Genomic DNA, 14,286 nt, shown 5'->3' on the forward strand with positions numbered 1-14,286 from the left:
AGAACGGATTGTCAGTGCCATACCTCACGATGGGCACATACGGCCACAGTGCCGTCACGCAGACGACAGGAGGTCCGTCATGGCCAGCCACCACGCAGCCGCCGTCCCTCGGCGCCGCGCCACCGGCCCTGCCCCCTCACTGACCGGCCCGGCGAGCGACGTGCACCCCGTGCTCCGCCGGGCGACCGCCCCGCCCGCCGCCCTCGACCTGCTCGCCCAGGCACGAACCGGCCTCGACGAGGCGACCCTGCTGGAGACCCCCAACGAGCGGTACGCCACGGCCCATCTGGCCGCCCTGCGCACCGCTGCCGCCGTGCTCGCCGCCCGGGGCCGCCCGGAGCCCACCGCGCGGCGCCGCGCCAAGATCCGGAGCGCCTGGGAAGTGCTCCCCGAGATCGCGCCCGAACTCGCCGAGTGGAGCGCGCTGTTCGCCTCCGGAGCCGCCCGCCGCGCCCGCGCCGAGGCCGGCATCCGGGGCGCGGCGAGCGCGCGCGACGCGGACGACCTGATACGGGACGTGGCGATGTTCCTCCGCCTCGTCGAGCGCCTGCTGGTCCTCCAGCCCGTCCTGCCCCAGCCCCGGCAGGACAGGCGGGACAGCCGGCACACGCAGCGCATGCAGGACATGCAGGGCGGGCGGGACATGCAGGGCGGGCGGGGCGGTCAGGACGGAGGCCCGGAAGTGCCGAACGCCGGCTGAGCCGTCGCGGGACAGGCCGCGGGCTCGGCGTCCCGTGTGGTGACCTGGCACGGAACCAGTGCCCAGGGGCCTCGTCCGCCGCACGGGACACCCGGCCGGGTACGGCTCCGGAGGCAATAGGGTGGGAGTACCCGCAACTCTCCGCCGTGACCCCCGAGCACCGGCGGAGGCAAGACCATCGCTCCGCCGTACAGCAGGCGGTGCCGCGCCGAGGAGTCAACTGCCGTGTCGGACCCGATGCGCCCACCCGTCTCCCACCACCACCCTCAAACGGCGTCGCTGCGCTCCGACCCCTCCCGGCCCCGCGCTTCCCTCCGAACCGCCGTGGTCTGGGACGTCCTGAAGGACGCCCTCGACCGCCGGGCCAAGGCCACGGGGCGCGACGCGCACGTAGGCCTCGACGTCCTGGACACCGGAGGCGGCAGCGGCAACTTCGCGGTGCCCGTGGCCCGTCTCGGGCACCGCGTCACCGTCGTCGACCCCAGCCCCAACGCACTGTTCGCGCTGGAGCGCCGCGCCGCGGAGGCCGGGGTCGCCGACCGCGTTCGAGGCGTCCAGGGCGACGTGCACGGCCTGTTCGACGTCGTCGAGCGCGGCGGCTACGACGCGGTGCTCTGCCACGGCGTCCTGGAGTACGTGGACGACCCCGCGGAGGGCATCGGCAACGCGGTCGCCGCGCTGCGCTCCGAGGGCGTCCTCAGCCTGCTCGCCTCGGGCCTGGGCGGAGCGGTGCTCGCGCGCGCCCTCGCCGGGCACTTCAAGGAGGCCAGGCATGCGCTCGACGACCCGAACGGACGCTGGGGCGAGGGCGACCCCGTCCCGCACCGCTTCACCGCCGGGCAGCTGACCGAGCTCGTCGAGGGCGCGGGCCTCAGGGTCGCCTCGGTGCACGGCGTGCGGGTCTTCGCCGACCTGGTCCCCGGAGTGCTCGTGGACACCGAGCCGGGCGCCCTGGACGCGCTGCTCAGGCTGGAGGCCGCGGCGGCAGAGCTGCCCGCGTTCCACTCCGTGGCCACCCAGCTTCATGTGCTCGGTGAGACGCAGAGAGCCACCGAGGCCTGAGCCACCTCCTGGGACGTGTTCCTGATCAGGGGCTCGGCGGCGGATGGAGTACGCCACAGGCCGCCCGAACCGGCGCTCGTAGCCGTATGATCGGGTGAGACCGTCCGGCATGACGGGCCGCTCACTGGGGCATGTACGCCTCAGTGAATCGGAGTGCCATGGCGGATTTCGGTTGGCGAATTGGCGTAGAGGGGCGGGTTTCACGGGGGCGATTCCCTGCCTATCCTGAAGAGGACCCCCCGGGTCGCCCCGGCGACCGCACGATGAGGAGGACTCCGTGCCGCTCTCGGAGCACGAGCAGCGAATGCTCGAGCAGATGGAGCGAGCGCTGTACGCCGAAGATCCCAAGTTCGCGACAGCGCTTGAGGGAAGCGGGCTGCGTACGTACACCCGGCGACGGGTTTACCAGGCGGTCGCGGGCTTCCTGGTGGGTATCGCGCTCCTCATGGCCGGAATGGTCGCACAGCAGATCTGGGTCAGCGTGGTGGGATTCCTCGTCATGCTGGGCTGCGCGGTGCTCGCCGTCACCGGTTGGCGCAAGGCCCCCAAGCCCGGTGAGCAGCCGTCCGGCGCTCCCGGTGCCCGTCGACACCCACGACAGCGCCGCTCCATGATGGACCGCATCGAACAGCGCTGGCAGCGCCGGCGCGACGAACAGGGCCATTAGCCTCCGCCGCTCTGCCCCCCCCCACAACCACAGACGTGTCCGAGGGGTGACCGCCCAAACGGCGGTCACCCCTCGTGCATGCCCGGGAGCCAGGCCCTCGGACGGCCGGACGACTCGCTCCCGTCGGTGCTCCCCGAGCAACACCGGTCCGAGCCACACCGGTCTGCGACGCCAGCCGGTGTTCCGGCGGCCGACAGCCGATGTCCGGCCCGACCGATGTCCGGCTCGGCGCCCGACGCGGTGACCGCCTCCTCGCTGTACGTCACCGGAGTACGACAACTCCGGTGACACCGCTGGGCCGCTGACCACAGGCCTGCCCCGCCCGGCCCGGCTCAGCACAGCCCAGCCCAGCCCGCTCAGCGACATGCTCTGCACCGGGCAGTTCCAGCCAATCTCATCGCGCTCATCGCGCTCATCGCGCTCGGCCACACCCCGCCCCGCTTGGCCTCAGCTCCGCCGGGGCATCCCGTCCACCCGCAACACGACTGCGCGCCGCCCGCCGGGTGGGCCCCGGCGGGCGGCGCGTACGGTGCTCCGGTACTCAGCCGTTCTGGCCCGACGGGCGCCGTAGGGTCGGGCGGCGGGCCGAGAGGTCGGCCTTGAGCGCCGTCCAGCGGGCCGAGGCCGCCCAGACGACCCGGACGGTCGAACGCGGTGCCAGGAGCGCGCGCAGGCGCGTGGAGCCGCTGACATGGGCCCGGAGCGAGTCCTCGATCCGGCGGGCGTCCTCCGCGAGACCCGCCGCCGGGCGGGGACGGGGGGCGTAGAGCACCTGCTCCACCGCCGCCGCCAGCCGGTGCACCGCCGCCGTGGCCGCTTCGTCGAGGTGCCCGAGCCGTACGATCCGCGCGGCGGCCTTGCGGGGCGTCTGGGAGTCGTCCGGTCCGATCCCGAAGTCCCAGGCCGTGTCGGTCACCTCTTCCCAGACGGCCAGCGTGTGAGCCGCCACACCCTCCGGTGTACGGCCGTGGGCGCCGAGCCGTACGGCCCGGACCCGCATCCGCCACATCATCGGCAGCAGCGGCACCGCCAGCACCGCGAGCACAGCCAGGGCGATACCCAGGAACAGGAGCCACTGCCAGGGATCGTGGTCCGACCCCGCCGCTGCCGCCGGGGACTCGCTCGCGCACGCCTGAAGCTGCTGCTCCCGCCCCGCGCAGCTCTCGCTGGCCGAGGGCTCGGAGGACGGCGCCGTGGACGCCGACTGCGTGGGCCGGGCCACGTCCGGGAGACCGGTGCTGCCCGACACCTCCGGCTGCGTGTACGACGGCGCGCTGCCGCGGTTCGGGGTCGGCTCGAAGCGGGTCCAGCCCACGCCCTCGAAGTACAGCTCCGGCCATGCGTGCGCGTCCCGCAGCCCCACGGTCATCGAACCGTCCGGCTGCGGTGACCCCGGCGTGAAGCCCACCGCGACCCGCGCCGGTATGCCCAGCGAGCGGGCCATCGACGCCATCGCGAACGAGAAGTGGACGCAGAAGCCCTCCTTGTCCCTGAGGAACCGCGCTATCGCGTTCGAGCCGGTGCCCACCTGCACCTGCGTGTCGTACGTGAACCCGCCGCTCACCGCGAACCAGTCCTGGAGCTTGACCGCCCGCTCGTAGTTGTTCGCCGAGCCCGCGGTCACGTCGCGCGCCGTCCGGGCGACCACCGGCGGCAGCGAATTCGGCAGTGCGGTGTACTCGCGCTTCAGAGCCGGCGGCGGCTCCGGCGCCGAGGCCAGCTGATCCGCGGTCGGCTGCACGATCAGGCTCCTGACCGTGTACCGCACGCCCCGGGTGTTCTGCCCGTGGTCGCCGACGAGCGTGCGGCCCGTCGGCTCGTACCGCCAGTCGCCCTCGATGTTCACGCCGGTCGCCGGGTACGGCATCGGCAGCCAGTCCTGGCCGTAGTCCTGCGCCGCCGCAATCCGGGTCTCGATCTCGGTGCGCTTGATGTCGGGGCCGAGACCCAGCGGCGTCGGAAACGTGTCCGGGACGTCCTCGATGCGGCGCTGGGACGGCTTCCACGCGGTGCCGTCGAACTCGTCCAGGGAGACGATCCGCAGGTACAGGTCCTGGGTGTCCTCGCTGTTGGTGCGGTACGACATGACCTGGCGGTCCTCGTCCACGTTCAGGCTGTCGCGCAGCGACACCAGCGGGTTCACCGCCGAGATCGTGCCGCCGCCCCCGGAGCCCGAACCGACTCCCGTGCCCGTGGCGCCCAGCAGTCCGCCGTCGAGTGTGGGCAGCGGCAGCAGGGCGATGCCCAGCGCGACCACGCCGATGCGCCGCCCGGTCCGGATCGGGGCCACCGCGCCGGCCGCGGAGTCCGCCCCCGGCCCGCGGGGCGTCCCGCCGAAGACCCGGCCCCACTGCGACAGCCGCTCACGGCCCTCGGCGAGGAGCAGCATCAGATAGCCGGCGGCCGCGACCACGAACGACAGCCACTCCAGGTCGTCGGACAGCCCCGCGGCGACCGAGTACAGCGCGAGCAGTGGCAGACCGGCAGGCGCGGCGGTGCGGAAGGTCACCGCCAGCGTGTCCACCGCGAGTCCGATCACCAGGACACCGCCGACCATCATCAGCTTGATGCCGTCGGTCAGCGGCGCCGGGGTCGTGTACTTCCCGACGTCCTCCGCGCCCCTTTGCAGCAGCGTCCAGAAGTGCTGGAACGCCTCCGGTCCGGGTATCAGCCCGATCAGGGCCTGCTGCCGGGCGAAGACCAGCGTGAGCAGCAGCAGCGTGACCAGCGCCTGCGCCGCCACGGTCAGCGGCCGCGCCAGTGGCACCCGCCGGGTCAGCGCCCCCACCACGGTCTGCACGCCGAGCAGGAGCGCCGCCTGCAGGATCCAGGCCATCTGATCGACCAGCGGCAGCAGCGCGCACGCCGACGCCAGGGTGGCGGCCCAGGCGCACAGCGCCAGCCTCGCCCGACCGCTCATGACCGTCCCTCCGTACCGAAACCGCTGTCCGCGGTCACACCCGTGCGCTGCCGGTCCGCCTGGCGCCACACGTCCGCCAGCCCGGCGCCCCGCGGCACGCTCAGCGCCGTCCAGCCGGCCTCCTGGAGCATCCGCAGGCTCTCCTCGCTCCGGTTCGTCCCACCCGGGGCGGGCACGTCGGTCGGCTCACGCCCCCAGGTGTCACTGTCCAGCAGGAAGGCGACCGCCCCTCCGCTGCGCTGGCGCATCCTGCCGACCACGGCCGCCTGCTCCTCGTCGAGGTCACCGAGGAAGGCCACCAGCAGCCCCTCGTTCCCGCCGCGCAGCATGTCGTACGCCGACGAGAGCCCCGTGCCGTCGGAGTGGTCGATCACCGCGAGCGTGTCCAGCATCAGCCCTGCGGCGTCGGCCGACTCCTGGCTCGCGCCGGCGAACCCGTCGGTCCCCTCGCCGGGCATCGAGTTGCCCGTGTCCGTCAACAGCCGTACGGAGAAGCCTCGTTCGAGCAAGTGCACCAGCACCGACGCCGTGCCGGAGACCGCCCACTCGAAGGCCGAGTCGGGGCCCGCGCCCTCGAAGGCCAGTCCCCGGGTGTCGAGCAGCACCGAGCAGCGGGCGCGCTGCGGCTGCTCCTCGCGGCGCACCATCAGCTCGCCGTACCGGGCGGTCGAACGCCAGTGGACCCGGCGCAGGTCGTCGCCGTGCCGGTACCCGCGCGGGATCACGTCGTCCTCGCCGGCCAGCGCCAGCGAACGCTGCCGCCCGTCGCCGTACCCCTTCGCCTCACCGCTGAGCCGCACCGGCGGCAGCGGCTCCACGCGCGGGATGACCGTGAGCGTGTCGTACGTGGAGAAGGAGCGGGTCAGCTCGCACATCCCGAACGGGTCGGAGAGACGCAGCTGCAGCGGCCCCAGCGGATAGCGGCCGCGCAGGTCGGATCGCACGCGGTACGACACCTCACGGCGGCCGCCCGCCTCCACCCGGTCCAGGACGAACCGGGGCCGCGGACCCAGCACGTACGGCACCCGGTCCTGGAGCATCAGCAGGCCCGTGGGCAACCGCGAGATGTTGTCCATCCGCAGATGGACGCGGGCCTCGGAGCCGGCGGGCACTCGCGAGGGGGCGAGGCGCCGGCTCCCCGCGACCCGGTAGCGCGTGCGGTACAGCACGGTCGCGCAGATCAGCGGCAGCACGGTCAGCAGCAGGCCGACCCGGAGCAGATCGCTCTGCCCCAGGACGTACGCGCAGATGGCGGCGGCGACCCCGGCGGCCAGGAAGGAGCGCCCGCGGGTGGTGAGGCCGGCGAGCGCCGTGCGCAGGCCGCCCTTTTCCTGCTCCGGGGCGGGCGCCTGCGCAGGGGTGGTCATCCAAGCCTCCGCGGCTGCTGCTGGGGATAGACGGGCGCCCCGCGGCCCACGCCGAAGCCGTTCTGCGGCTGGGGCGCGGACGGGACGGGCGTGCGCTGGATGATCTCCTGGACGACCTGCTCCGCCGTACGCCGGTTCAGCTGGGCCTGGGCGGTGGGCAGCAGACGGTGGGCCAGGACGGCGACGGCGAGGGCCTGCACGTCGTCCGGCAGCGCGTACTCCCGGCCGCTCAGCGCCGCGGAGGCCTTCGCCGCGCGCAGCAGGTGCAGCGTGGCACGCGGGGAGGCGCCGAGTCTGAGGTCGGGGTGGGTGCGGGTGGCGCCCACCAGGTCCACGGCGTACCGCCGGACCGTTTCAGCGACGTGCACGCCCCGGACGGCCTCGATCAGCTTCACGATCTCGTGCACGTGCGCCACCGGCTGCAGGTCCTCCAGCGGTGACACCCCGCCGTGGATGTCGAGCATCTGCAACTCGGCCTCCGGGCTGGGATAGCCGACGGAGACCCGGGCCATGAAGCGGTCGCGCTGCGCCTCCGGCAGCGGGTACGTGCCCTCCATCTCGACCGGGTTCTGCGTCGCCACCACCATGAAGGGGCTCGGCAGGTCGTAGGTCTTGCCGTCGATCGTGACCTGGCGCTCCTCCATGGACTCCAGGAGCGCGGACTGCGTCTTCGGCGACGCGCGGTTGATCTCGTCGCCGATCACGATCTGCGCGAAGATCGCCCCCGGTTTGAACTCGAAGTCCTTCCGCTGCTGGTCCCAGATGGACACGCCCGTGATGTCCGACGGCAGCAGGTCGGGCGTGAACTGGATTCGCCGCACGGAGCAGTCGATGGACCGCGCCAGCGCCTTGGCGAGCATGGTCTTACCGACGCCGGGAACATCCTCGATCAGAAGATGTCCCTCGGCGAGCAGCACTGTCAGCGAAAGCCGTACGACCTCAGGCTTGCCCTCGATCACTTCCTCGACCGAACTGCGGACACGCTCCACAGTGCTGGTCAGATCTGTAAGGCTCGCTCGATCGTCATAGGTCGTCACCCGGCCCTCCTCGGCCCGTTCTTACTCCGGGCCGACGCTCTGCGATGCGGACCGGCCCACCCCGAACACGGGCACCACGCGTGAAAAGTTCCGCGTGACGCCACACCCGCATTCTTGCTGCCGTTACCGATTCGTGTCACTCGCCTGTGGATAACTGGCCGCGATATGTAGGGGCTTGCAGGCCTTTGAGCGCCAGGTTGTCAGGAAATCGACAGGTGGCCGGGGCGGAGCGAGGCGATCACACGGGCCGGTTCGACGCGGTTCAGGCCGGGTCGACCTCGCGCAGCAGACCCGTCCGCACATCGAAGACGAACCCGCGGACGTCGTCGGTGTGCAGCAGGAAGGGCGAGGTGCGCACGCGCTGCATCGACTGGCGTACGTCCTGGTCGACGTCCCGGAAGGACTCCACCGCCCACGCCGGGCGCTGGCCGACCTCCAGCTCCAGCTCGTTGCGGAAGTCCTCGGTGAGGGCCTCCAGACCGCAGCCGGTGTGGTGGATGAGGACGATGCTGCGGGTGCCGAGCTTGCGCTGGCTGATGGTGAGGGAGCGGATCACGTCGTCGGTGACGACTCCGCCCGCGTTACGGATGGTGTGGCAGTCGCCCAGCTCCAGGCCGAGCGCGGCGTGCAGGTCGAGGCGGGCGTCCATGCAGGCCACGACGGCGACGCGGAGGACGGGACGGGCGTCCATTCCGGGGTCGGTGAAGGCGCCGGCATACCGCTCGTTCGCCTCGACGAGGCGGTCGGTGACGGTGCCGCCGCCGGTTATGGCGTCTTCGGGCCCTGTGGGAAGCGATGCGGAAGTCGTCATACCTATGACGGTACTGGTCACGGCCGCCGCCGGCCCGCTGTGAGGCGCGACAAAGAACGCGAGCGAGGCTTGTTGTGGGGTAACCCACAAGCGTGGCACGGTTGCGTCCATATAGGTGGTTACATTCCGTTTGGTGCTTCGAACAACAGGCCTGTCGCGACGCGCAGGCCGGTTGATTGACCGCGGGAAACCGTGGACTAAAGTGACGCGGAGCGGGAGGCGAGGTTCCCCCTGCTGGACTGACATCCCAGGAGATCCGGCGATTTTCCGGCGTCTCCCCACGTGCGCGGCGCGCACGTACGGCTCGGCCTCCTCCCGCTCCCGGTCGGCTGACACCTCCGGCCCCGGCGGGCCTCCCCTTCACCGGGGGCACCCCCAGCGTCGGCCGGGGGAGGGCGGGGACCCGGCGGTGCGTACGGCCGCGCCGGACCTGAGAGGGCCCCTTGACCAACAGCCGCCACGTCCCCGTCATGCTCCAGCGGTGCCTGGACATGCTGGCCCCGGCCCTCACGGAGCCCGGCGCCGTCGTGGTCGACTGCACCCTCGGTCTCGGCGGCCACAGCGAGGCGCTGCTCGCCCGGTTCCCCGAGGCCCGGCTCGTTGCCCTCGACCGCGACAAGGAGGCGCTGCGACTCTCCGGGGAGCGGCTCGCGCCCTTCGGTGAACGCGCCACCCTGGTGCACGCCGTCTACGACGAACTCCCCGACGTGCTCGACCGCCTGGGCACCCCCCGCGTGCAGGGCGTCCTGTTCGACCTCGGCGTCTCCTCCATGCAGCTCGACGAGGCCGGCCGCGGGTTCGCGTACGCCCAGGACGCCCCGCTCGACATGCGCATGGACCAGACGACCGGCATGAGCGCGGCCGAGGTGCTCAACACCTACCCGGCCGGCGAGCTGGTGCGGATCCTCCGGGCGTACGGCGAGGAGAAGCAGGCCAAGCGGATCGTCGCCGCGATCGTGCGCGAGCGGGGCAAGGAGCCGTTCAGCAACAGCGCGCGGCTCGTCGAGCTGATCCGTGACGCCCTGCCGCAGGCCGCCAAGCGCACCGGCGGCAACCCCGCCAAACGCACCTTCCAGGCGCTGCGCATCGAGGTCAACGGCGAACTCACCGTCCTGGAGAGCGCGATCCCCGCGGCAGTGAAGGCGCTCGCCGTCGGCGGCCGTATCGCTGTCCTGTCGTACCACTCGCTGGAAGACCGGCTGGTCAAGCAGGTGTTCGCGGCCGGTGCCACCTCCACCGCGCCCGCCGGGCTCCCGGTCGTCCCCGAGCGCTACCAGCCCCGGCTCAAGCTGCTCACCCGCGGTGCCGAACTTCCCACCGAGGAGGAGGTCGCGGAGAACCGCCGAGCCGCTCCCGCGCGGCTGCGGGGCGCGGAGCGCATCCGTGAGGACGGTGAGTGAGTCGTATGAGGAGGAGGGCGGTGGATTTCCCGGCGCGTTCCGTCGGCCGAGGGGCGTCCCCGGCCGGCCGGGCCCACGCGGCGCGGCCGCATATCGCCGTCCGTTGGGAATCCAAACCCGCGAGGAGGGTGCGTGAGTAGGAAACCCGAACTGAGGGGCCGGGCCGCCCGGCTCGCGCGGCTGTTCCCCGCGGGACCGGCCCAGGCGGCCCGCACCCCCTTCGTCCTCCTCGTCGTGCTCCTCCTGGGCGGCGGCCTCATCGGCCTGCTCGTGCTGAACTCCGCGCTCAGCGAAGGGTCGTTCAGGCTCGACGACCTCAAGGCCGACACGAAGAGCCTCACGGACGAGGAGCAGGCCCTCCAGCGCGACGTGGACGGCCACTCGGCCCCCGACGCCCTCCAGCGCCGCGCCCGCGAACTGGGCATGGTCCCCGGCGGCGACCCGGCCTTCCTGAACCCCGACGGCACCGTCAGGGGCGTCCCGGACCCAGCCGCCCTGGAGACCCCGGCGGTCTCCCTCATGCTCGGCCCCAAGGTGATCGCGAGCCCGTCACCCACCCCCGCGTCCCCGTCACCCACCCCCACGCCCGCCTCGGCGTCGGACTCCGCTGCCGTACCCCCCGCCCCGTCCGCACAGGCCGCACAGTCCGAGCACGCCCCGACGAACCCCGGCAGGTGACGGAAGTGTCCGACAGGGAACCGCCGCGCCGCCGCGTGCCCTCACCCGCCAGGCCCGTACGCCCGGGCAGCCAGCGCCGCCCCGCCCCCGCCGCCCGAGCGCGGCCCGGCCCGCCGCCCCGGGGCCCCTCCGGCTCGGCAGCCCCCGGCCGCGCCTGCGCATGGTGAGCCTCGCCCTGACCCTGGTGCTGATCGCCTTCGTCGTACGGCTGCTCCAGGTGCAGGCCGTCGACGCCGGCGAGTACACGGCCAGGGCCGAGCGCGACCGGTATGTGGGACACGTCCTTGCGGCCGAGCGCGGCGAGATCACCGACCGCGACGGCGTCGCCCTGGCGATCAGCGTCGACGCGAACGACATCACGGCCGACCCGACGCTGTTCACCCCCGAGCAGACGAAGATCGCCGACGCCCCCGAGCAGGCTGCCGCGCTCCTCGCGCCGATCCTCGGCCAGGACCAGGAGGCGATCGCCGCGAAGCTCAGGACGAAGAACACCCAGTACGTGCTGCTCGCACGCCGTCAGATGCCCGAGGTCTGGAAACAGATCAAGGACCTGAAGACGGCGCTCGCGAAGAAGGCCGGGTCGGACCCCGGCACGGTCAATGTCCTGGCGGGCGTCTTCCAGGACCCCAGCAGCAAGCGCGTGTACCCGAACGGTGGCCTCGCCGCCGGGATACTGGGCTGGGTCAACGCCGAGGGCGAGGGCGGCGGCGGCGTCGAGCGGAAGCTGGAGAAGGACCTGGCCGGCAAGAACGGCGAGATCCGTTACGCCCAGTCCGGCGGTCGCCAGGTACCCACCGCGGGTTCCACCGAGACACCCGCCGTCCCCGGTTCCGACGTCGAACTCTCCATCGACCGCGACATCCAGTGGGCCGCCCAGAACGCCATCACCGAGCAGGTGAAGGAGTCCCAGGCGGACCGCGGCTACGTGATCGTGCAGGACACCCGGACCGGCGAGATCCTGGCCATGGCCAACTCGCCCGGCTTCGACCCGAACGACCTCTCGAAGGCGAACGGAGACGCCCTGGGCAACGCGGCCCTCCAGGACGCCTACGAGCCCGGCTCCACCGCCAAGGTCATGTCGATGGCCGCCGTCCTGGAGGAGAACGCCGCCACCCCGCTGACGCACGTCACCGTGCCCAACCGGCTGCACCGCGGCGACCGCCTCTTCAAGGACGACGTCGACCACCCGACCTGGTACCTCACCCTCAACGGCGTGCTCGCCAAGTCCAGCAACATCGGCACCATCCTGGCCACCGGCCAGCTCGGAAAGACACAGAAGAAGGCCAACCAGGTCCTCTACTCGTACCTGCGGAAGTTCGGCATCGGCAGCTACAGCGGACTCGGCTTCCCCGGCGAGACGAAGGGCATCCTCGCGCCGCCGGACACCTGGTCGACCTCACAGCAGTACACGATCCCTTTCGGCCAGGGCATGTCCATCAACGCGATGCAGGCGGCGTCCGTCTACTCGACGATCGCCAACGGCGGCGTACGGATCGAGCCCACGCTCGTACGGGGCAGCAAGGGACCCGACGGACGGTTCACACCCGCCCCCAAGCCCAAGGAGACGCGGGTCGTGAGCGAGAAGACGGCGAAGACCCTCGCCCGGATGCTGGAGTCGGTCGTGGACGATGCCGAGGGGACCGGTACCAAGGCACGCATCCCCGGCTACCGGGTCGCAGGCAAGACGGGTACGGCCAACCGTGTGGATCCGGCCACCGGGAGGTATCGCGGCTACACGTCGTCGTTCGCCGGATTCGCGCCCGCCGACAACCCGCGGATCACCGTCTACTGCGCGATCCAGAACGCCACCAAGGGCGGCTACTTCGGCGGCCAGATCTGCGGACCCATCTACAAGGAGGTCATGGAGTTCGCCCTGAAGACCCTCCAGATCCCGCCCACCGGTGCGAAGGCCGCGAACCTGCCCGTCGCGTTCAAGCCCTGATCAGCACCACTGCAGAGACCGACCAGGAACCAGCTCGTGACGATGATCACTCCCGACTCCGGGAACCAGTCCCCACCCAGTCCCTCGCTTCGCCCTGGCGGCGGTGAGCCCGGTACGCTCACCGCCGTGCCACACGCTGATCAGTCCCAAACCACCCAGAAGGGTGTTCCCGTGACATATCCGGGACCGCCGCGGCCGACGCGGGTCTCCGCCACACCCCTCGCGGAGCTCGCCGGCCGGCTGGGTGCCGCGCAGCCGGAGACCTCGAAGAACGCGGAGGTCACGGGCATCACCCATGACTCGCGCGCCGTGCGCCCCGGCGACCTGTACGCCGCCCTGCCCGGCGCCCGTCTGCACGGCGCCGACTTCGTGACCCAGGCGGCCGGCCTCGGTGCCGTCGCCGTGCTCACCGACCCGACGGGGGCCGAGCGCGCCGCCGCCACCGGTCTGCCGGTGCTCGTCGTCGACGACCCCCGGGGACGGATGGGCGAGCTGGCGGCCACGATCTACGGCCACCCCGGGAGTGACCTGCTCCAGATCGGCATCACGGGGACCTCCGGCAAGACCACGACCGCGTACCTGGTGGAGGGCGGCCTGAAGTCCGTCCGCAGCACCGGGCTGATCGGCACCGTCGAGATGCGCATCGGTGACGAGCGCATCAAGTCCGAGCGGACCACCCCGGAGGCCACCGATCTCCAGGCCCTGTTCGCGGTCATGCGCGAGCGCGGCGTCGAGGCGGTGACCATGGAGGTCTCCAGCCACGCGCTGGTCCTCGGCCGGGTCGACGGCTGTGTCTTCGACATCGGCGTCTTCACCAACCTCAGTCCCGAGCACATGGAGTTCCACTCCGGCATGGAGGACTACTTCGGGGCCAAGGCGCAGCTGTTCACGCCGAAACGCAGCAGGCTCGGCGTGATCAACTTCGACGACGAGTACGGCCGCCGGCTGGTCAAGGAGGCCACCGTCCCCGTCGTCACGTTCTCCGCCGAGGGGCACCCCGACGCCGACTGGCGCGCCGAGGACGTCACCGTGGGCCCGATGGACTCGACGTTCACCGTGATCGGTCCGAAGGACGAGCGGATCACGGCGAAATCGCCGCTGCCGGGCCCCTTCAACGTGGCCAACACCCTCGCCGCGATCGTCGCCCTCGCCGCCGCCGGCATCGACCCGCAGACCGCCGCCGACGGCATCGCCGCCGTGCCGGGTGTGCCGGGCCGGCTGGAGCGCGTGGACGCCGGGCAGCCGTACCTCGCGGTCGTCGACTACGCGCACAAGACGGACGCGGTCGAATCGGTCCTCAAGGCGCTCCGCAAGGTCACGGAGGGCAAGGTGCACGTCGTGCTCGGCTGCGGCGGCGACCGGGACAGGACCAAGCGCGGCCCCATGGGTGCCGCCGCTGCCCGGCTCGCCGACACCGCCGTACTGACCTCCGACAACCCGCGCTCCGAGGACCCCCTCGCGATCCTCGCGACCATGCTCGAGGGCGCGGCGTCCGTACCGGCACACGAGCGCGGTGAGGTCCAGGTCTTCGAGGACCGGGCCGCCGCGATCGCCGCCGCCGTGGCCCGCGCACAGCCGGGGGACACCGTGCTGGTCGCGGGCAAGGGCCACGAGCAGGGCCAGGACATCGCCGGGGTGGTGCGTCCCTTCGACGACCGCCAGGTGCTTCGCGAAGCTATCCAGCAGACCCAGGGATGAACTT

General features: G+C 72.2%; 10 protein-coding genes and 1 pseudogene. 7 read left to right on the forward strand and 4 right to left on the reverse strand.

Features of this window, described 5'->3' with window-relative positions:
• Positions 1 to 79: 79 nt before the first annotated feature.
• The 3 genes from E0500_RS32500 (at position 80) to E0500_RS32510 (ending at position 2,429) form a co-directional block, all read left to right on the forward strand.
• Positions 80 to 700 (forward strand): SAV_6107 family HEPN domain-containing protein, encoded by a 621-nt coding sequence (locus tag E0500_RS32500; protein ID WP_131569627.1) that lies wholly within the window; start codon positions 80 to 82, stop codon positions 698 to 700.
• Between the two features lie 225 nt (positions 701 to 925).
• The gene (locus tag E0500_RS32505; RefSeq protein ID WP_131569625.1) at positions 926 to 1,762 is read left to right on the forward strand and encodes a bifunctional 2-polyprenyl-6-hydroxyphenol methylase/3-demethylubiquinol 3-O-methyltransferase UbiG; all 837 of its coding nucleotides are present in this window, start codon (positions 926 to 928) and stop codon (positions 1,760 to 1,762) included.
• A 277-nt stretch (positions 1,763 to 2,039) separates the two neighbouring features.
• On the forward strand, positions 2,040 to 2,429 hold the full coding sequence (locus E0500_RS32510) for a DUF3040 domain-containing protein (RefSeq protein ID WP_131569623.1): 390 nt from the start codon (positions 2,040 to 2,042) through the stop codon (positions 2,427 to 2,429).
• 541 nt (positions 2,430 to 2,970) lie between these two features.
• Here E0500_RS32510 and E0500_RS32515 read toward each other — a convergent pair.
• From E0500_RS32515 to E0500_RS32530, 4 genes are all read right to left on the reverse strand, one after another.
• A complete protein-coding gene (locus E0500_RS32515) occupies positions 2,971 to 5,349 on the reverse strand; it encodes a DUF3488 and transglutaminase-like domain-containing protein (protein ID WP_131569621.1) in 2,379 nt (792 codons plus the stop codon).
• A complete protein-coding gene (locus E0500_RS32520; protein ID WP_131569619.1) occupies positions 5,346 to 6,716 on the reverse strand; it encodes a DUF58 domain-containing protein in 1,371 nt (456 codons plus the stop codon). Before E0500_RS32520 ends, E0500_RS32515 begins: the two co-directional genes overlap by 4 nt.
• Positions 6,713 to 7,753, reverse strand: a complete 1,041-nt coding sequence (locus E0500_RS32525) for a MoxR family ATPase (protein WP_131569617.1) — start codon at positions 7,751 to 7,753, stop codon at positions 6,713 to 6,715. The genes E0500_RS32520 and E0500_RS32525 overlap by 4 nt, the downstream gene beginning before the upstream one ends.
• Before the next feature lie 262 nt (positions 7,754 to 8,015).
• Entirely contained in the window at positions 8,016 to 8,564 is a 549-nt protein-coding gene (locus E0500_RS32530; RefSeq protein WP_131569615.1) for a carbonic anhydrase, read from the reverse strand.
• A gap of 443 nt (positions 8,565 to 9,007) precedes the next feature.
• Here E0500_RS32530 and rsmH point away from each other — a divergent pair, with 443 nt between their 5' ends.
• The 4 genes and pseudogenes from rsmH (at position 9,008) to E0500_RS32550 (ending at position 14,282) form a co-directional block, all read left to right on the forward strand.
• Positions 9,008 to 9,964, forward strand: a complete 957-nt coding sequence (gene rsmH / locus E0500_RS32535; protein WP_131569614.1) for a 16S rRNA (cytosine(1402)-N(4))-methyltransferase RsmH — start codon at positions 9,008 to 9,010, stop codon at positions 9,962 to 9,964.
• A 132-nt stretch (positions 9,965 to 10,096) separates the two neighbouring features.
• Positions 10,097 to 10,642, forward strand: a complete 546-nt coding sequence (locus E0500_RS32540) for a septum formation initiator family protein (RefSeq protein WP_181587310.1) — start codon at positions 10,097 to 10,099, stop codon at positions 10,640 to 10,642.
• A gap of 5 nt (positions 10,643 to 10,647) precedes the next feature.
• Positions 10,648 to 12,584: pseudogene (locus E0500_RS32545) on the forward strand (peptidoglycan D,D-transpeptidase FtsI family protein).
• Positions 12,585 to 12,620: 36 nt separating this feature from the next.
• On the forward strand, positions 12,621 to 14,282 hold the full coding sequence (locus E0500_RS32550; protein WP_165935086.1) for a UDP-N-acetylmuramoyl-L-alanyl-D-glutamate--2,6-diaminopimelate ligase: 1,662 nt from the start codon (positions 12,621 to 12,623) through the stop codon (positions 14,280 to 14,282).
• Positions 14,283 to 14,286 lie beyond the last annotated feature (4 nt).

This window comes from Streptomyces sp. KM273126 (genome assembly GCF_004337435.2).
In the GTDB taxonomy this organism is placed as follows: Bacteria; Actinomycetota; Actinomycetes; order Streptomycetales; family Streptomycetaceae; genus Streptomyces; species Streptomyces acidicola.